This window comes from Chryseobacterium sp. L12, assembly GCF_056133985.1.
The window spans coordinates 1-19189 of the sequence record NZ_JBVYOF010000018.1 but is presented as its reverse complement, the minus strand read 5'-3'; the positions used below and the strand labels follow the sequence as shown (position 1 = coordinate 19189).

Below are 19189 nucleotides of genomic sequence, written 5' to 3'. Positions count from 1 at the left end.
TTAAATCGCTTTTCTCAGTTTCTTATAAAAAGCCTCCTCCAAATCAGCAATATGCAGCATTGATTTTGATAGCTGATTGTAAATGTCACTTTTTGAATTTCTGTTTTTATACACTCTTGCAATATCCACGGCGAAGTCTCTCCAAAGATCGCCAATGGCGGTAATTTCTTTAGAAAGTTCTCTCAATTGATCATTTTTAAGAATTTCTGCCGCTTCCTGAAGAAAAGCTCCGTAAATAAAGCGGAATCCTCCACCGCCGGTACCGATTTCTTCCTGCATTCTGATCAATTGTCCGAGATAATGATTGGTTGTTTTTGTACCTTTTTTCTCAGCCCATTTCGGAATGTTTTTTGCAACCCACCTCATGGCTTTAATACCGATAATAGGGACAGGAGTTAGCATATTTTTACAAGTGTCTTTGATGCCTTTTTTAATGGCTTCTTCAAGATTTACAGTTTCCGGAATATAAGTTGGGAAGTACATATGACCTTTTGGAGCTAAAGCACCCTTTGCATACCTTACTTTTTCTAATTCTGCTTCGGAAAGAGTAGTCGTGAAGTCCATTACGGGATCGCTGATCAGAAATTTGCCATTTTCTTTTCCGTAAACCACAAGATTGTGAGCGTTGAAATGGAATTTATATTCTTCAGGGAAATAAGTCAGGTTGAAAACCCCAACCTGTAAACCTGTAGGAATATTTTGTTCTAAATTTTTTTCTAAAGCAGTCTGCGCTTCTTTTGGATTAGAAAATTTTTGTCTTTTGATTTTAATTCCCAATCTTTTTGCAGCTTTGCTGAAAATTGCACCCGGCATAGGACGGTAGCTGAATCCCGGTGCAAAATTTACTTTTAAAAAAGGTAAATACACAAAAAATAATCCGGAACCTATTCCAAAAATCATAGGTTCGCTGATTTTTAAACCTTTATTAAGCAATAAATTAGAAGCTACACCGTTTTCACAGTGTGCAGTCTGATGATGTTCAAAGTTGATTTGCATAACTATTTACCGTCGAAGTTTTTTAGTTCGTCTACTGAAATTCCGAAAGTGTCGGCATATTTTTTCAGGGTTGAATCACTAAGTTTTTTGAATTTATTGGGTTTAGCATGGCGTTTTACCGTCCATTGCCACATCCCTACGTAGGAAGCAAGTACCTGAAAATCCATTTTATTAAGTTCCATAAAATAGATAATTGGACTTACCAAATTGTCTGCCACTTTTTGTTTTGCCTCTTCAATTCTTTCATTAATGAGTGAAAGCGACTCTTCGAGAGCGGCTTTTTTAGCATCCCAGCCAATACTGTTGGCGGTGGTATAATTATCATTTTCATCAGTAACGTATAACACCTCGGTCATATTTGCTGATTTCAGATTACTTTCGTCTTGTGGCAGATCTTGTTTTTTCACAAAAAAATCTATTAAATAATTATGTTATTAATTGGCTAAAATAAGAAAATTGCAGGACATGGGTTTGTCTGTGTTATAATTAGCTTTATTTAAGCTTTTAAGAGAATATATTTTACATTAATTCGGTAGCTAAATAAAAAAGACTGCCTTTTTGGTGACAGTCTCTTTTTTGGTTTGATGATTTCTAAATTTTGTCTTGTAATGCAATTTTCTTAAAACTTATAAAAATTAATGTGATTGAACTAATTATGAAAATTAAAAAAGGCAATAAAAAGTATAAGCTTGAAATCGAATAATTGAAGTTAAAAATTCCAGAAAATACTGTTAAAGAAATTAGTAGTACTAAAAAGCAAAATATCTGTAAATACCTATCTGCATATTTCTTACATTTAAAAAAGACAAATAGGGTTGCAATTGTTAATGTGCTGAGGATAAAGGAACTCCAAGAGATTCCTAAATTATTGTAAGTGAAGCTTTGAAAAAAATCTACTAAATATATTAATAACATTATAATGATTGGGAATCCCTTTTGATCTGTACTACAGATCAGTAAATACGATATAATAGATTTGATTTTCAGTACTTTCATAGTTGTCTTAATTTAATTACATGTTCTTTTAGCAGGATGTTCCATTTATTTTAAATTAGCTTGCTAGAATAGAAAAAGAAAGGTAAAAAGAAAATATTTTTAGCCGTTTAATTTGTTGTTCGTTACTTAAATTTTTTTTAATGGTCGTAAAATTATATAAATTTTCGGGCAATGGTGAAAAAATAAAGATTCTGTAACATTCCATTCATTTATAACACTAATCTGTTTTAAAATTTTAAATTCAATATGAAGAAATTTTTTATATCTGTTTCTTTTTTCTGTACCATCATTGCAATGGCTCAGAAGTTTGAAACTCAAAAACAGACCGATCCACAAGGTTACAGCTACGAAACCGTAAAAAATGATCTTGCCGGAGTAAGAGTGTATACTCTGAAAAATGGTCTTAAAGTGTATCTTGCTAAAAATGATGATGCACCAAGAATTCAAACCTATATTCCGGTAAGAACGGGATCTAACAACGATCCGTCAGATAATACTGGTCTTGCTCATTATCTGGAGCATATGGTCTTTAAAGGGACTTCTCATTTGGGAACTTCAGACTGGGCAAAAGAAAAAGCTTTATTAGCCCAGATTTCAGATCTTTATGAGCAGCACAAAGCTGAAAAAGATCCTGAGAAAAAGAAAGCTTTATACAAAAAAATAGATGAGGTTTCTCAGGAAGCTTCAAAGTATGCCATTGCTAATGAGTATGATAAGGCTATCTCGTCTTTGGGAGCAACCGGAACCAACGCTCATACTTGGCTTGATGAAACAGTTTACAAAAACAATATCCCGTCAAACGAGCTTGAAAAATGGCTTAAAGTTGAAAAAGAACGTTTTTCTGAATTGGTTTTAAGGCTGTTCCATACAGAATTAGAAGCTGTTTACGAAGAATTCAACAGAGCACAGGATAATGACGGACGTCTGGTAAATTATGCATTAATGGATGCACTTTTCCCTAAACATCCTAACGGTCAGCAAACGACAATCGGAACTTCCGAGCATTTGAAAAGTCCTTCTATGAAGGCGATTCATAAATATTTTGACACCTATTATGTGCCTAATAATATGGCGGTAGTTTTGGTGGGAGATTTAGATTTCGACAAAACGATAAAATTAGTTGATCAATATTTTGGCACATTCAAATACAAAGAGTTGCCGATGAAGAAAATGGTTTCTGAAGAGCCAATGACTAAAATTGTAGAAAGAACTGTAAAAAGTCCGTCAACTCAAAGAATGACAATGGCTTGGAGAACAGATTCTTACGGAACTCAGCAGGCAAGACTGGCTACAATGGTTGCGGAGATTTTAAGCAATAATGGTGATGCAGGTTTAATAGACCTTAATATCAATCAGAAACAAAAAACATTAGGAGCGGGAGCTTATGCGAATCCTTTGAAAACTTACGGATCTTTCAACTTATCGGTTACTCCAAAAGAAGGACAAAGTTTTGATGAGGCTAAGAAACTTCTTTTGGCACAGATTGACCTTGTGAAAAAAGGTGAATTTCCGGACTGGATGATGAAAGCTATTGTGAATGACATGAAAGTTCAGCGTATGAAATCCTGGGAAACTGCAGATGGATTGGCAACAGAGCTTTACGGAAACTATATCAATGAAAGAACCTGGGAACAGGAGCTGGATGAGATCAATCAGTATGAAAAGATTACAAAAGCTGATATTGTAAAATTTGCCAACGATTTCTTTAAAGATAACTATGTGGTTATTTACAAAGAAAAAGGAGTGAATGATAAGTTGGTTCGTGTAGAAAATCCGGGAATTACGCCGATCAAAATCAACAGAGAGGCACAGTCACCATTTTTGAAAGAGGTTTTAGGAATTAAGCCTGCAGAAATTAAGCCTCAGTTCGTTGACTATAAGTCTGCCATTGCAACCAGTCAGATCAAAGACAAAAAAGTAAGTTTTGTAAAGAATAAATACAATAAAGTAGCTCAGGTAAGCTATATTTTCCCTTTTGGGACTGACAATGACAAGGAACTTTCTTTAGGAGTAAGTGTTCTGCAATATTTAGGAACGGACAGATATACGCCTGAACAGTTAAAAGAAGAGTTTTACAAACTCGGAATCTCCAATAGTTTCAGAACTTCAAATGACCAGATTTTCATCACATTAACGGGTCTTGAAGCAAATATGAAAAAAGGGGTTGAGCTTCTTAATCATTGGATGAACAACGTAAAAGCAGATCAGGCTATTTATGATCAGACTGTAAAAACTATTCTTGAATCTCGTGAAGCTGCCAAAAAAGATAAAAACAGAATTATGGCTGCTCTTACCAATTATGCTAAATATGGTAAAGAATCGAGAATGACCGATATTATCTCAAAAGAGCGTCTGAAAAGTATCAATGTTAATGAACTGATGTCTAAAATCAAGACAATGAATAAATATCCTTATGAAATATTTTTATATGGAGACAGCCAGTCAGATTTAGAAAAATCGGTTAAGCCATTTATCAGCAATGCATCTTTACAGCCTTCAAAAACAAAAGATTATCCTGAACCGGCAGCGCAGGGGAAAGTTTATTTTACCAATTACGACATGGTACAAATGGAAATGTCTAAAGTTGCCAAAGGCAGCGATGTAAACATTTCAGATTTTGGAAAAGTGAATGTTTTTAATGAATATTTCGGAAGAGGTTTGTCATCTATTGTTTTTCAGGAAATCAGAGAGAGTAAATCACTGGCATATTCTGCTTACGTTTCTTTCGCAAATGCATCCGAAAAAGGTAAGTCTAACTATGTGACCAATTATATCGGAACTCAGGCAAATAAATTACCTTTAGCGGTAAGTGCAATGAATGATTTAATGGCAGATTTCCCTCAGGTTCCAGCGCAGTTTGAGAACTCAAAAGGTTCAGCTTTGAAACAGATAGCATCAAACAGAATCAATAGAACGAATATCTTCTTTAATCAAATGGCTCTTAAAAAATTAGGCGTAGATTATGATATCAGAAAAGATATTTATGCTGAAATTCAGACACTGACTTTACCTCAACTCACCAATTTCTACAACACAGAAATAAAGCCGTTGAAGTACAATACAGCCATCATCGGAAAGAGAGAAAATCTGAATATGGAATCAATCAATAAAATGGGAGAATTTAAAGAAGTAACTTTAGAAGAAATCTTCGGATATTAATTTCATTAATATAAATTGTTTGAAGTGAGGCAGAAATGTCTCACTTTTTTTATAATAATTATGAATGTGTTGAATAAATATATCAGAAAATATGGCTGATTTAAAAGATAATGAGAGCGTTTTATATTACTAAAAATTAACAATGTGGTATTTTTTTTATATTATATGATTGTGATAATGGAATATTGTTTAATTTTATTCTTAAATTAAGAAGTATTTATGTGAATTTAAAACATTACTAATAATATCTTAACTCGTCACTAAAAATTATATTATGAAAAAATTAGTATTCTCAACACTATTTATTGTGCTGTTTTCTCTAACAACTTTTAATGCGCAAAAGATTACCGACGGCTCTACTGTCGATGTGAATGGTATATCGGTAACATTTAATATTTTAAATAAAGAATCTATCACTGTCGGAGGTAAAAATTTTGACCGGTATAAAGTTTCAGCAACCGCTACCAATAACAGTGGAAAAAGTATTAACATGAGAATGGCAACCGCACCACAAATTGTAACCAATATTGCTTTAGTTGAGGTAAACTGCATCAATGCGACCGGAGCAAAATTAACCTCAAAAAAGATTGATTTAAAACCTAAAGCACATAACCTTAACGTAACTTATTGGGCGTATAACAAAGAAGGTAAATATGTAAGTTCAGTAATTCCGGTAGTTGCAGGTTATTATCTTGATCCCGGTGACACGGTAAGTGATAATGCAATCTTCATTGTTCCTCAAGGCGAAGCACCGGATGTTTCTGTAAGAAAGTTACAATAATAAATTGAGTTGTATTATGGTAGAAATTTTTGCAGATAATATTTATGCAATTTCCTGAATAAACAGACTCATTTCCGTACGAATTAGTAATTTTTCATCTAAAAAGGTTTCACAGGAAATCTGACAGATGTTTTCGTATTTTGAAATTAAAGAAGCTTTGGAAATAATCTTTTCTCCAGCTTTTGGAAGTTCAAAAATTTCAATTTTTTTAATGTTGGTGATAAATCCGATAACTTTAGTTTGTGTGTTGGGGTTTTCAAAAAAGCTCTGTCCCAGAATCGAAGAAGAAGTCTGTGCCGAATGTTCAATCAGTCCCGCTTCTATAAATTTATTATGGTAAACGAAAATATTTTCCGGTTTAATCTCAAAAGAAGTAACCACTTTCTCCGGAGTAAGTTCAAGAATAAAATCTACCATCAGCATCGGCTCGCGATGCGGTAAAAAATGATGAATGTTGATCAGGTTTTCTTGTTGTAACTCCATATTTGAATTTATTAAACCTAACAGACTTCTTAGCCCGTTAGGTTTTTATATAAAAGTTGATTATTGAGTATTAAATTATAATATTCCTCTTTTTGGCTACTTTACCACTGTTTTCATCTGCGATTTTGCAATCATTTTACCGTTGATACTGGTTGTGATTTCTACCAGAGTTACACCCAGCATTTCGTTGAGAATATGAACTTCTGTTTTCAGAATGTCGCCCGTTTTGGGTAATGCTTCAGCTTCAAAAGATTTGATCGCACCAATATATCCGGTTGGAGCTTCTTTTCCCAACAGATAAAACTGATATCCGGTGTGAAGTGCAACACTTTGAGCCTGATGCTCAATCAGTCCTGAAGCCTGAAAAATTCCGTTGCTTACAAAGATGTTGTCTTCATTAATTGTAAAGCCCGAAACCAGATGATTTTCAGAATACTCCGTAAGTTCACTCACCATTACAAAAGGAAATTTCTGCGGAATAAGGTTTTCCACAAAATTTTGATCGGATGAAGGCAGCTGATTTACCATTAAACGACTGTTAGTAATGAGCAAGAATAGGCAAATCTTCCGCTTTCGGGAATACAAAGGAGTACTTTTTCACCCTTTTTAAGCTTACCTGAATTCATCAGCTGTTCCAGCGCAATAAAAATAGAACCTGCGCCAATATTTCCTACTTCAGAAAGGTTGTAAAACCATTTTTCCCAAGGAAAATCAAGACCCACGTTGGCAAACTCTTCTTTCAGACCTTCTTTGAAATAGCCGGAAGAAATATGAGCGAGTACATGATCAATAGAATCAGGATCAAGCTCGTGTTTATCAAAAGAAGCTCTCAGACTCTCTGCCCCTTTTACCAGAATGTACTGGTCTAAAAGTTTTGTATCTTGTTTTAATGCAAAAATAGATTGGTTCAGCCATTCTTCTGCGGGATATTCTGCCCAGGATTTCAAACTTCCGTCTTCCTGCTTTTCACAGCCGGAATACATACAGGCTTCAATCTGATGAGCGTAAGAATAAAAATCAATCCATTCTACTCTTAAAGAAGTGCTGTTTTCTCTAGGTTTATTTTCTAGCAAAAAAGCGCCCGCACCATCAGAAAGCATCCATCTTAAAAACTCTCTTTTGAAAGCAACAATGGGTTTTTCTTCTAAAAGCTTAAGATTCTCAGCTTCATGATTGAATTTGTCGGCAGTCATCCATGCAGAAAACCTTTCAGAACCTACACAGACAGCGTTGTTTTTTACTCCGGCTTTTACATTTAAAAAAGCATAGTTAAAGGCATTCATTCCGGAATTGCACAATCCTGTTGAAGTATTAATTTCTACTGATTTTCCTATATTCAGCTCTCCATGTACCATAGATGCATGAGAAGGCTGGATCTGATCTGCAGAAGTGGTTCCGCACGAAAGAAGTTCCATGTCCTCTTTTTTGAAATGTTCATCAAAGAGACCTTCCACAGCTCTTGCGGTAATCTGTGCGTTGGTATGTGTGGGTTTTCCGTTTTTATCTAAAGCGTAGTATCTCGTAGTGATCTTATTGTTTCTAAGAATTAAAGCACGAGCTTTAGAAGGTGTATTATTGACCAGGCCAAGATAGCTTTCCATTTCATCATTAGAAATCGGCTCATTTGGCAAGTATGTAGATGCCTTGGTTATAAATACTTCGTTCATTTTATTGTTTTAATTTTATACCTTGTAAATATTCTCTTTGTTTTTGTCTCTTTCTCCACAACAGCGGAGCAAGAAGTATGTGAAATATAAGAACAATCGGAGAAATAATCCAAATCGCTGCCATCAAATATACCTTAAAGAATTTGATCAGCAAAGGACGCTTCTCTTTTTTCTTGATGATGAGATGAGACCATACTGTGAAGATTTTGTTGCCTACTTTTTCTACTCTTACCAGGAAAGGACGTATTTCTACAGCTCCGTTTTGTACGAGTTCCGGCTGTAAGTTTTCAAAATTGTTTTCAAAATGCTTTTCAATAATTCTTCCATACTTTACAGAACCCTGTATTTCTTCATCCGAAACTCCGGCTGCAGGAAGCATTCCCGATTTTTCCTTTTTTCCGGTGGTCATCCATCGCAGGATTGTCAGAACGCTGGTGTAATTGTCATGTCTGTCCACCAGAGCAATATTTCCTACCAGTTTTGCATTGAGGTTTTTCAGGTAGACTTTTAGTTTTTCCTGAGAAAGCATCCACATATTTCTGGTTCCGGAAATGGTTACCAAGGGAACATCTTTCATAATGCTTTCGGCATAACCGCTTTTCAGAAAAGAAATTGTAGGAATGGAAGGAGTAAGATACCAAACCTGATACCCAAAAAGAATCAGATCAAATTTTGTATTGAGCACTTCTTGCGGAGGAGGAAGGATTTCGCTTGGAATCTGCAGGTAAGACTCGGGAAATGTGTTGAAAAAAACATCACTTGGCCACGGAAAAGGAAAGTCTTCTTTAAGCTGAATAGAATAGTAAGTTACGTTGTATTCGTCTTTTTTTTCTTCAAAAGGACGGGCAATATTCTTTACAATATCTTCCAGCTGACCGGTTTGTGTATAATAGATGACAAGTATGTTCTTTTGCATCAAAATATTTTAATAATTACAAAAATAAGATTTTAAAATTTATTTTTTCACGCGGAAAATGCTTACAAATTCAGAGCCATATTCTTTGGTATAATTTAAATTTTCAAAATTTTTATTTTTAATGTTGAATAAAATAATGAAAGGATAATTTTCTTTTATTTCATCAAAATCAAAAGCGGGATCTGAAATTAAAAGAATGTCAGCTTTTTTGGTGATTTCAAATGGGTTTTTAATATAAAAAACTGATCTTTTCTGAACTAAGTAATTGTTTTCGGCAATATTTCTCTTCTCTTCATCACGAATCCATGAAAATATCTTTCTTTTTGCCTGCTGAAGTGAGAGAAGAATATCTTTCTGCCCAAAATCATCGGCAATATGAAAAACAACGGCATCTTTAGGAATTATTTGATTCAGTTCAGAATAAACAGATTTATTTTGGTTAAAATCTTCTTTTATCGATTTTACCACCTCATTTTCCTTATATAAAAAGCTTAGAAATAATTTGTATCTAAAGTAGTTTTCATCTTCAAGCTCATGTCTGAGTGCAGCAAACTCTTTACGGAAATAGGCATTGATTTTCTTGGTTCTTTCAGAATAAGTTGTTCCGAATGATTCGTCCCTGAGCGGGATTCTTTCACCAATTTTTATTGTGATTTTTCCATTGTAAATAATAAAATCTCCCTTCGGCAGAACTTCTGAATTTCCATGAATGTATACGGGTAAAATATCAAGCTGCAGCTGTTCGGCAAGGTAAAATGCGCCTTTATGGAAGCGCTTTACATCATTATCATACGATCTTTCTGCTTCAGGAAAAACGATGAGAGAATATCCCTGATCTGCTTTTTCCCGCAGTTTTTCAAGTCCGTTCTCAATTCCCTGAGAAACAGGATAGAAGCCTAAAGCTCTTACCATTTTTCCGAAAACTGGAGAATTGTACACCCAGTCATTCACTAAAAAAACAATTTTAGGCGTAACCAAAGCTACTGCTAAAGTATCCAGAAACGAAGTATGATTAGCAATAATCACAGCGGGTCTGCTGAAGTCTTCTTTTGGATTTCTGATGATTTTTTTCTTCACAAAAAAATTGGTGTACAAAACAGATCCCAAAAATTTTGCAACGAACAATTTAATGATATATAAAGATTTTCCTTTGGCGTTTTTGGCAAAAAAACTTCCTAAAACCGAAATGACAAAACCGAATAAGCCGTAATATAAAAATGATACAACAGAATGTAAAAAAAGTCTCAGTGTAATAGGTGAGAGTCCTTTTTTTGTACGGTTAATAATTAAAAACCTAAACCAGAAAGGATATAAAGTTGAGGTGATAACAATTACGGAAAACATCCCTATTAAAGCCACCAAAGCCAGAGAATGCAAAGCGGGATGCTTAGCAAAAATCAATGATCCGATGGATAGAACCGTGGTGAAAACTGCCAGAATAATTGAAATTCTGTATGTAGGAAGTTCGTTTTTTCCTGTTGTATGCTCTTTCTGCATTGCTTTTGTAAGAAAAATGCTGAAATCGTCTCCCACACCAAAAACCAGCGTGCAGACTACCGTGCTGAAAATATTGAGTTCCAATCCTAAGAAATAAAGAAGCCCTGCAGTTACAATTCCTGTTAAAACAATAGGAAACATTGTAAGAAGTGAAAGTTCAAAGTTTCGGAAGAACAGAATAATGGTAAGAATAATGGCAAGAAGAGAATAGTTGATCAGCGTATTAAAATCATCTTTCAGTAAACCCAGAAAATTCTCGTTCATCTGCTGTCGGTCGATTGCTAAAGCCTTCTGATTGTTTTCAACATCCTGTATGAAAGCATTTCTGTTATTTTCATCTACTTTCACAACATTTGAAATGGTGTAAAAACCATGTTCAATACTGAGAAATTCTTTTATCTGAATTGCTTTAACTGCGGAATAATCTTTAAGGTTTAAAAGAGCGTAATTTTTGTTCAGATTTTCATCAAACCGACTGAATGCGGAAGAATTAAAGCCAAACTTATCACCGTTTTTAACCAGTTGATGAATGGTTTCTGTTTTGCGGTCTGAATTCCAGAAACGGTTCCACTGTTCTAATTTTTCACGTTGTTTTTTTTCAGATAAAACAATGTTTCCGATGGAATTATAGCTGAGGATTTTACCGTCTTTTTTTTCTTTTTCTAAAAGTTGTGATAGCTGAGAGTTTTTTTCCAATGCTTCCTGTTCAGAATTGCCGTAAGAGATGGCGTAAACAGATTTGGAAGTTATATCTGAAAGTTTCTGAATTTTAGCTTCATTTATTTTTAATTCTTCAGGAATATAATTTAAATCTCCAATGTTTTTATTAAAGCCAACATGTCTGAAACCAAAAAGACAGGCAATAATAATCAGTGTGCAGATGATAACAAGCGGTTTGTTTTTTTCATACGGATAGTTTCCGATAGCATCAATAAAATTTGTTTTAGAATTTTGGCTTTCAGATTTGGGATGATACAGCTGCGGAACAATGATAAGCGCAGCAACAGAAGATATGAAAACCGTCATGGCTGCGAAAAGCCCGAGGTCTTTGAGTGCTTCCGATTTTACAAAAACAAGACATAAAAAAGAAACCGCTGTTGTAACACTGCTTAAAATAACAGGCTGCGTAATTTCTTTATAAAGTTCCTCGATATTGTTATTGTGTTTGTAATGCGTAAGAATGTGCAGCGCATAATCAATAGTAATTCCGATGAGAATAGCGCCAATTCCCAGCGAAATGGCAGAAACTTTATCTTTTATAAAATAAAGAATCATCAGTGATATGAAAACTGAGACAATCGTGGGTAAAAATACAATCAGCGGAGTGAAAAAGTTTCTGAAATAATACATCAGCAAAATCAGGAGAACCGTCATCGAAATAATGACCGTATTCTGAATATCTTTCTTAATTTGTTCTGCATTGGCAACCGCTATCACGGGTGAGCCGAAATAACTGATTTCTGTTTTTCCTTTGAATGTATGATTGAGGTTTTCTTTAATTTTATTCAGTTCATCAACAAAAAATTCGTTGTTTTTGGTTTCGCTGCCCTTGTTTTTGGGACTGATAAACAGCAGCAGGTTTTTCCCGTCTTTTGAAATAATATAATTGTCTTCCAGCTTAAAATCTTCGCTAATGTTGAGAGTATTCAGTTTTTTTAAACCTAAAAAAGTAATTCCTAAAGGATCTTTTTTGATAAACTCTTTGGTCACCAAACTCGTAGGAGAAACCAAAGACCTGTAATTCTTTTCTACCTGTTTTGCAATGCTGTCATTATTGAGCTTATGCTCAATCTCTTTATAATCTTCTTCATCTAAAAAAAGCGGAAGGTTCTGATTGACAAAATCAAACGTTTCGGAAATCTGGTTTTCATCAACTTTTCCTTCTACAGCATCAATATAATTTTGAAGAGGCTTGATTTGAGCCAAAAAAGCATCTGCAGTTTCTGAAAGCCGGAATTCATCATTTAGATTATTTTTCTTTTCGATGATGACAACGATTTTATCTGAAAAGTTGAGCTGTCTGAGTACTTTTGCGGTGAGATCAGATTTTTCGTTTTTCGGTATAATCTGGCTGATGTCTTCTTCAAAATTAATTTTTGAAGCAAAAAATCCGCAGAATAATAAAATCCCCAAAGTCAAAACGGCGGACAGGACACGGTTTTTGGAAATTAGATAATATAAATAAATGAAAATGCGGTGCATTGCCTGAGAAAATCAAGTTGCAAATTTAATTTTTTAAGAGTTAGATTAAACTATTAATCCGTAAGTTTTAATTGAAAATCAGTAAAATATTCATTATAAAAAGAAAAAAACTTATACTTTTGCATAAGTTCCCTTTTTGGCAAGAAATAAAAAAACAAATTCATCTTAAAAAAGATGCTGATCGTATGTTGAAAACGATTGATGAAAAATTTTCCGGATTTCTGTTTGTAGTAATTTTACCGTTTCTGCTGTTTTTCATGTCGTATTATGGCTTCGAATCGGCCTATGTCGGTTTAAAAACTATGCAGAAAGCTCCCGACTTTATGTTTTCTTCAGTATATGCCTATCGTGTGATCCCGAATTTTTTAATGTTGGAAGTTGTTGATTGTCTGAATTTTCTGATAAAGAATTATTTTGCATCACAGGAAAGTTTTATTCTGAAAAACGGCACTGTTTTTTATCACAGCATTTTTGTGATCAATGCTTTCTTTTTTATTTTTTCATCTATTGTTTTAAACAAAATTTTAAATGAAAATTCAACGGGGATTATATATGGGAGGTTTAAAAGGATTTTTCATCTCCTTGCCGTTTTTTTTATCGTTATTGTGCAGTACGTTCCAACCAATTGTGACTTGATTGCAGTATTTTTTTACCTTTTGGGAGTTTTACTGACAATAAAATATTATCACAACAGAAAAATATCAAATTTGCTGTTGCTTTGTTTTACTGTTTTTATTTCAACCTTTGTAAGAGAAACCGCCTGTCTTAATATTGCTTTTTTCGGAGCGTTGTTTTTAGATATTAGAGATCTGAAAAAAACTGAGTTTTTAAAAGAAACTGTACTTCTGATTATTTCGTTTTTGCTGCCATATTTTGCATTAAAGCTGATGATTCCTCAGGAGACTTCTTTTTTTGAGGGTGTTTATGTTATCAAAAATTTCACCAGCCCTTTTAATCTTGCGGGACTGATGTTCGGAGTGTTGGGATATTATTTTTTCTTTCAATTGGGGAATTCTGAGCAAAAAATCATAATGAAAAAATATTTGTTTTTTTCACTGCCTTATTTGCTTATGATTACTTTTGTTGGGCTTTTTTGGGAGAGCCGGCTGTTTTTGCCGATGATTCTGACGTCTTTTATTATTGTTTCTTACCGAGTTAACACTTATACTGTATAAATGAGTTTATTACATCCATATTATATCATTGCTATCGTCATTATGATATTTTTTAGCTTTCAGGAAGTTTACGGAAGAAAAGTTGAAAAAAAATGGCTTTGGTTTTTGGGTGGGTATCTTATTATTCTTGCCGGTTTGAGAAATCAGGTTGGTCCTGATTATGGCAGTTATGTAGGTATTTATAATTATTCGGATACCAAACTTTATATAAGTATCATTATGAAGGCTTTGTATATGGAAGGCCCGCAACCAATGGAACTTGAGTGGCTGTTTGTCCTTATTAATAAACTTTTGCTTAATATTTTTGATGCTCCTTTTTATATGCTGACTCTTGTTATTGCTGTAATAACAATTATATTGAAAGTAGAGTATATTGAGGATAATACGTTTTATCCTTTTACATTTATGCTTTTCATGTTTATTCCGGGGTTTTTTATTGGGGAAAGCGGTCAGATAAGACAATGTCTGGGATCTTTTATTGTTTATTACGGTATAAGATATATAAAGCAGGAAAATCTGCTGATGTATCTTTTGTGTATTTATCTTGGCGCAGGAATTCACAATGTCTGCTATGTTTTTCTTCCGATGTATTGGGTAGCCAAAATTCCGATTAATAAATTCTGGATGCTTATTTTTATTATCGGATCTATTTTTGCCTCTCCTTTCGAGGTGTATCGTGTTTTCGGAAGTTTTATGGATAGTGTAGCAGGAGATGTGATGATTGTAGAAGGTTTTAACGGGTATGTAGATGAATCCATTCAGCGAATTAACGGAGGAATTGGTATACCGGAAGCAATGATGGCGATTCTTACTTTCTTTTTATTCTATTTTGATACACCTATGAAAGAGAAGTATCCTTATTATGAATATCACAGGAATTATGCGGTTATAGGAATATGTTTTTATTTTATCTTCAGGAATAATCCTATTTTCTCCTCAAGACTTGCAGGTGCTTTTATTGGTTTTTCCTACATTATTATTCCTAATGCCATGTATGTTGTTTCATATGGCACCAAAAGGCTAATCCATACATTTATCATTACTTTGTTTTTATTCAACTTTATTGTTTTTGCCAGTTTCCGAAATATTGTTAATGGTAATTTCACGGTTGATCGATATAAGAATTTTTTACTTCCGTAATCATATTCATAATACTTTCATTATTTTGCGGATGAATAAATTTTTATTAAATCTTAATAAAAATTTATTCAATCATATTGTAATTTCTTTCAATATTGTAATTTTGTATTAAACCAAATCGAAATTAAATTTATTCCTAAAAGAATTTATCTTAACTGATTTTTAATTTATTTAGTTTAAATATTATATAATTCTAATCGGTTGTGGTATTTTAATTATTTTTTTTATAAATTTAAAAATCACAAAATTATTACATTATGAAAAAGCATTACCTATTTTGTATTGCGGCAGCTCTATATCTTCATTCTGCTGATGTTTATGCTTATAATCTACGAGAAAATACAAAAATATTTGTCTCCGATAAGTCTGAAAAAGACAGTCTGAAAAATAAAATTCAAGAAATAGAATTTCTAAATGCCCGAAGAACTACAGGTAAAGACTGGATGAAAGCCCCCAATACCTATTGGTTTGATCCTTCTCAGGCAGAAGACGGATTATACATACCTGTAAAAAAAGCTTATGCAATGTGGCTGGGTTACAAATATTTGGGGTACTCCAGTATTCCTTCCGGCGCTGTTACGGCTGATGTTCTCTGGGAAGACAATCACGGATTGATCAAATCTGGAAACAACTATACATTAGAAATTGAAGGTTCGGGAGAAGATGCTAAAATCAAAGTTCCCATTAATAAATCAAAAGAAGGAAACGCTGTAATTGCTTATAAGGTAAATGGAGAGATTTTCTGGTCTTGGCATATCTGGGTAACAGATAATCCTACAAACGGCTCTTCGTATAAAAGTTTTGATGCTGTAAAAAGACAGAAAAGCGATGGTACAGTTGAAGTAATACCAAACTCAGAATGGGGTTGGATGGATCGCAATCTGGGAGCTATCAGCAGTTCCAATACTGCGGACGACTGGATCAAAAATGGCGGACTGCTTTATCAATGGGGAAGAAAAGATCCAATACCTCCATTGGTATATAAAGGAGATGATTTTTATGAAGTTTCCGGTTCTGTAGGGAGAATCCGCCACAGAGGTGCCAAAAACTTTGTGAATGCAACCAACTTCGATAATTTACGAAAATTTGTTTTACTATCTAATGCTACATTAGATAATAATATTAGGCTTTCTGTAAGAAATCCGTTAAGTCTTATTTATGTTAACAAGAATGATAATTCAGGCCTTGCTTTTTACAATAATAACACCAATTTAATGGTCAATTGGTTTGGTAGATCGGTAAGTTTGTCTGATGACCGTCTTACAGAGCTCAATCTGTGGTCAGACAACTCCCGAGGAAGACTTGAAGCTGATTACACAACAGATGCGGCAGCGGCTCCTTATCAGGATAAATCGGCTTTTGACCCTTGTCCTAATGGATGGAGACTGCCATCAGTTTTAGTAGCTAATCAGGCTTCGGGCAGTTATATTGATGATATAAGAATTGATTTTTCACCGTTTGGCGTAAGAACCAATTTAGGGAAAAATACTTTTGAATCTAATGGTTACCACATCCTAAAGCCAAATAATAGTGGTGTACCGTCTTTTATGACCGATTTTAAACTGTATATGAATGCTGGTTTTGATTTATCAAATGCAGGAGGTTTTGACATGGGCATTTTTCCCGGTACGGGAGGTGTGTTAATTGATGCACATAATGGACAATATAGTGATCAGCATCACGTAGCTTTATGGACAGCGACAATGACAAGATTTTATGATACGACCCCTGCTGTAGGTGCAAGAATGTTATTTATGATTCCGGATCAGTATCAACCTGATATTCCGGATCCTTCAAATCCCAATATCAAAGGCAGATATTGGTATAAGCCCCTTTCTGCGGCTAAAACTTCCGATGCAAATGCATGCCGTTGTATAAAAGATCCGCTTTACCTTCTTAATAATTATGATTTCCCGACTGAGTTTATTACTTCTTCCAATAGTTTTACCGAAGGTTTAAATAATCCAAATACGTATCAAGTGGTAAAAAGTACTGTTGCAACAGTAATAGAAATTCCTGTTACGAAAGCATTTTCTGCCCAAAGTCAGTTACTGAACAATCCTGATATTTTAAATCCCTCAAGCTTTAATGATCTTAAAGTAAATGTTTTATGGTCTACCAATACAGCTTTAATCAGCACGGTTAATATTATTAATCCTTCTCCCGGATCTGTTTCAGCATTATCAAGTTCCAAAATTGTTGTCAATATTGCTCCCAACCAAAGTGGAAACGCTGTTGTTACTCTGCATAATGGCAATACTGCTAATCCTGTTTACTGGTCTTGGCATATTTGGGTAACCGATACTCCTGTGGGAACATACAATTACACTACCGAAATGCCCAATCCTTCTGCCCCGAATTACATTAATTATGTAGAAAAAGGAGGTATTTTGAAAACAGAGTTTATGGATCGTAATCTGGGCGCTACAGATGCTTTTCCGATTGTTGCCAATCCTTTAACGCCTACAGCCGCAGAATATGCTAAAATAAGAGCTTCTACCGGGTTACAGTATCAATGGGGAAGAAAAGATCCCATTCCGACGTTTCAGCATGCTGATACAAGAGCTTCTTATAATGTTTTTTTAGGAACAGTGGGTTCATCGGGATCTGTGGTTTATACTACACTTACTCCGGCAACGTATAATAATTTGTCAGGTAATTACATTGTTCCTTACAATACATACACCAATTCCGCAAATGCGAATGTTTTAGCAACCGATAAAGTAAATGAGAAAATAGCAAAAGTTTTGTCCTATTCGGTTAGAAATCCTCTGGTTTACATGATTCCAAGTTCATTTGCACTATACAATTCAGCGGTGCCTAATTACACCAATGGTACAGACTGGCTTTTGAATGAGCCTAATACAGCTCCCGAAAGATGGGGCAGAGGCGGAGAAAAATCGCCATTCGATCCTTGTCCCGAAGGATGGAGAATTCCTGATCTTACAGGTGTAGCCATTATCACAAACAAAGATTATGGAATTTCACCTTGGTATAAAAAGGATAAGAAAGTAGCGACAAGTTATAGTGTAATTACTGATTATGCAGGAGTAAGAGTAAGAAATACCACGACGACAACAATTGGTTATATGTTCAATAATCCTACTTATTCCGTAGGAAATTATCCCAACTCAGGTTCGCGCGGATTCAGAAGTGTTACCGCTAATCAGGCAGCGACAGGAACTTTCAATGTTAATAATTATCAGTTTCCGGGAGTATGGACGGCAGCCTTAAATTCAAATTATATCGGAAGACCGGTGAATATTCTGTTTAATGCCGCTTCTACCGCCAATCGGCTTATCGCATTTCACGACAATAATGATCCTTATTTTGGAATGAATTGCCGTTGCGTAAAAGTAAAAACCAATCAGGATGGTTTTGAAGAAGGTCCTGTTCCTGCGATACTTGTTTCTCCGGGAATTTCTTCTGTAAAAGCCTCAAATATTTTTACAGAGAAAGAAATTGAAACCAAAGTGAAAGAAAATCAAATTGTTTTGTTTCCAAATCCGGTGAAAGATGTTTTATATATTAAAGCAACTGAAGCCAAAGATTATTACTACCAGATTTATAATGTTTCAGGACAGCTGATACAATCAGGAAAGTTTGAAAGCATGAAGACAGACGTTTTGTCACTTGTTCAGGGTGCTTATCTGGTAAGAATCAACAATTCTGAGAGTATTGTTAAAATAATTAAAAGGTAGAATTAAGTTATGTAATGCTAAATATTTAATCATTGAAATTATAGCAATTGAGCTAAATTTAGCTACATTCTGCATAAAATAGCTTTCAAGTACGGCAAATTTCATAATTTTGGAACTGAATATGAGATTGTCCGGATTTGAGAGCTATTTCTTTTTTGTGACAAACTTAGAAAACACAAAGACTTGAAGAATATTCTGTCTTATATCAGTATTAAAATTTTAATCTATCTTGTTATTATTGCAACAGCATTGTTTGCAATTGTATTTACGTATATCCACAATGCGAATTCAGACGGCTATATTTTAGGTGACTGGCTTATTAATTATCAGGATGGCGGTTTTAACCCAAATTACGCCGTTGCAATTTTTTGAGCTAAGTCTATGGTGTAATCCCTACTTCCGACGACCCATTTTCTGCGTTTTTTGGTGAGTTCACTCTTCCGTTTGATTGTTTCCCCTACTTTTTCTAAATAAGC

Annotated in this window: 12 protein-coding genes; 5 read left to right on the top strand and 7 right to left on the bottom strand. The window is 34.3% G+C overall.

Translation table 11 applies throughout. The annotated features are described in order from the left end of the window. Positions 1 to 996, bottom strand: a complete 996-nt coding sequence (darH, locus tag AC0NBN_RS11250) for a BtrH-related acyltransferase DarH (RefSeq protein WP_160812706.1) — start codon at positions 994 to 996, stop codon at positions 1 to 3. Between the two features lie 2 nt (positions 997 to 998). Further along, complete coding sequence (gene DarG, locus AC0NBN_RS11245) at positions 999 to 1403, bottom strand: flexirubin biosynthesis protein DarG (RefSeq protein ID WP_143883281.1); 405 nt, start codon at positions 1401 to 1403, stop codon at positions 999 to 1001. Positions 1404 to 2238: 835 nt separating this feature from the next. Between DarG and AC0NBN_RS11240 the strand changes: the two genes are divergently transcribed. Next, the gene (locus tag AC0NBN_RS11240) at positions 2239 to 5151 is read left to right on the top strand and encodes an insulinase family protein (protein WP_160812707.1); all 2913 of its coding nucleotides are present in this window, start codon (positions 2239 to 2241) and stop codon (positions 5149 to 5151) included. Positions 5152 to 5425: 274 nt separating this feature from the next. Next, entirely contained in the window at positions 5426 to 5932 is a 507-nt protein-coding gene (locus AC0NBN_RS11235; protein WP_160812708.1) for a hypothetical protein, read from the top strand. A 42-nt stretch (positions 5933 to 5974) separates the two neighbouring features. Here the strand turns inward: AC0NBN_RS11235 and AC0NBN_RS11230 are convergent, their stop codons facing one another. From AC0NBN_RS11230 to AC0NBN_RS11210, 5 genes are all read right to left on the bottom strand, one after another. Continuing rightward, positions 5975 to 6415 carry an ApeP family dehydratase gene (locus AC0NBN_RS11230; RefSeq protein ID WP_160812709.1) on the bottom strand — a complete coding sequence of 147 codons (441 nt, stop codon included), beginning with the start codon at positions 6413 to 6415 and terminating at the stop codon, positions 5975 to 5977. Positions 6416 to 6511: 96 nt separating this feature from the next. Beyond that, a complete protein-coding gene (locus AC0NBN_RS11225) occupies positions 6512 to 6943 on the bottom strand; it encodes an ApeP family dehydratase (RefSeq protein WP_160812710.1) in 432 nt (143 codons plus the stop codon). Next, the gene (gene darB, locus AC0NBN_RS11220) at positions 6943 to 8082 is read right to left on the bottom strand and encodes a dialkylresorcinol biosynthesis protein DarB (protein WP_160812711.1); all 1140 of its coding nucleotides are present in this window, start codon (positions 8080 to 8082) and stop codon (positions 6943 to 6945) included. The genes AC0NBN_RS11225 and darB overlap by 1 nt, the downstream gene beginning before the upstream one ends. A 1-nt stretch (position 8083) precedes the next feature. Next, positions 8084 to 8998: a dialkylrecorsinol condensing enzyme DarA gene (locus tag AC0NBN_RS11215; protein ID WP_160812712.1), complete on the bottom strand. Its 915-nt coding sequence runs from the start codon at positions 8996 to 8998 to the stop codon at positions 8084 to 8086. A 39-nt stretch (positions 8999 to 9037) separates the two neighbouring features. Further along, positions 9038 to 12697, bottom strand: coding sequence for an MMPL family transporter (locus tag AC0NBN_RS11210; RefSeq protein WP_160812713.1), 3660 nt, complete (start codon positions 12695 to 12697; stop codon positions 9038 to 9040). Positions 12698 to 12882: 185 nt separating this feature from the next. Here AC0NBN_RS11210 and AC0NBN_RS11205 point away from each other — a divergent pair, with 185 nt between their 5' ends. The 3 genes from AC0NBN_RS11205 to AC0NBN_RS11195 all read left to right on the top strand — a co-directional run bounded on the left by AC0NBN_RS11205 (position 12883) and on the right by AC0NBN_RS11195 (position 18713). Next, positions 12883 to 13872: a hypothetical protein gene (locus tag AC0NBN_RS11205; protein ID WP_160812714.1), complete on the top strand. Its 990-nt coding sequence runs from the start codon at positions 12883 to 12885 to the stop codon at positions 13870 to 13872. Then, positions 13873 to 15012, top strand: a complete 1140-nt coding sequence (locus AC0NBN_RS11200) for an EpsG family protein (protein WP_160812715.1) — start codon at positions 13873 to 13875, stop codon at positions 15010 to 15012. It begins immediately after the preceding gene. Between the two features lie 257 nt (positions 15013 to 15269). Further along, positions 15270 to 18713 (top strand): T9SS type A sorting domain-containing protein, encoded by a 3444-nt coding sequence (locus AC0NBN_RS11195; protein ID WP_160812716.1) that lies wholly within the window; start codon positions 15270 to 15272, stop codon positions 18711 to 18713. Positions 18714 to 19189 lie beyond the last annotated feature (476 nt).

Bases quoted from the DNA above. Each gene is read 5' to 3' on its own strand.
- darB (WP_160812711.1), bottom strand. From the start codon at position 8,082: ATGAACGAAGTATTTATAACCAAGGCATCTACATACTTGCCAAATGAG.
- AC0NBN_RS11195 (WP_160812716.1), top strand. From the start codon at position 15,270: ATGAAAAAGCATTACCTATTTTGTATTGCGGCAGCTCTATATCTTCAT.
- AC0NBN_RS11215 (WP_160812712.1), bottom strand. From the start codon at position 8,998: ATGCAAAAGAACATACTTGTCATCTATTATACACAAACCGGTCAGCTG.
- AC0NBN_RS11225 (WP_160812710.1), bottom strand. From the start codon at position 6,943: ATGGTAAATCAGCTGCCTTCATCCGATCAAAATTTTGTGGAAAACCTT.
- AC0NBN_RS11230 (WP_160812709.1), bottom strand. From the start codon at position 6,415: ATGGAGTTACAACAAGAAAACCTGATCAACATTCATCATTTTTTACCG.
- darH (WP_160812706.1), bottom strand. From the start codon at position 996: ATGCAAATCAACTTTGAACATCATCAGACTGCACACTGTGAAAACGGT.
- AC0NBN_RS11200 (WP_160812715.1), top strand. From the start codon at position 13,873: ATGAGTTTATTACATCCATATTATATCATTGCTATCGTCATTATGATA.
- AC0NBN_RS11205 (WP_160812714.1), top strand. From the start codon at position 12,883: ATGTTGAAAACGATTGATGAAAAATTTTCCGGATTTCTGTTTGTAGTA.
- AC0NBN_RS11235 (WP_160812708.1), top strand. From the start codon at position 5,426: ATGAAAAAATTAGTATTCTCAACACTATTTATTGTGCTGTTTTCTCTA.
- AC0NBN_RS11210 (WP_160812713.1), bottom strand. From the start codon at position 12,697: ATGCACCGCATTTTCATTTATTTATATTATCTAATTTCCAAAAACCGT.
- AC0NBN_RS11240 (WP_160812707.1), top strand. From the start codon at position 2,239: ATGAAGAAATTTTTTATATCTGTTTCTTTTTTCTGTACCATCATTGCA.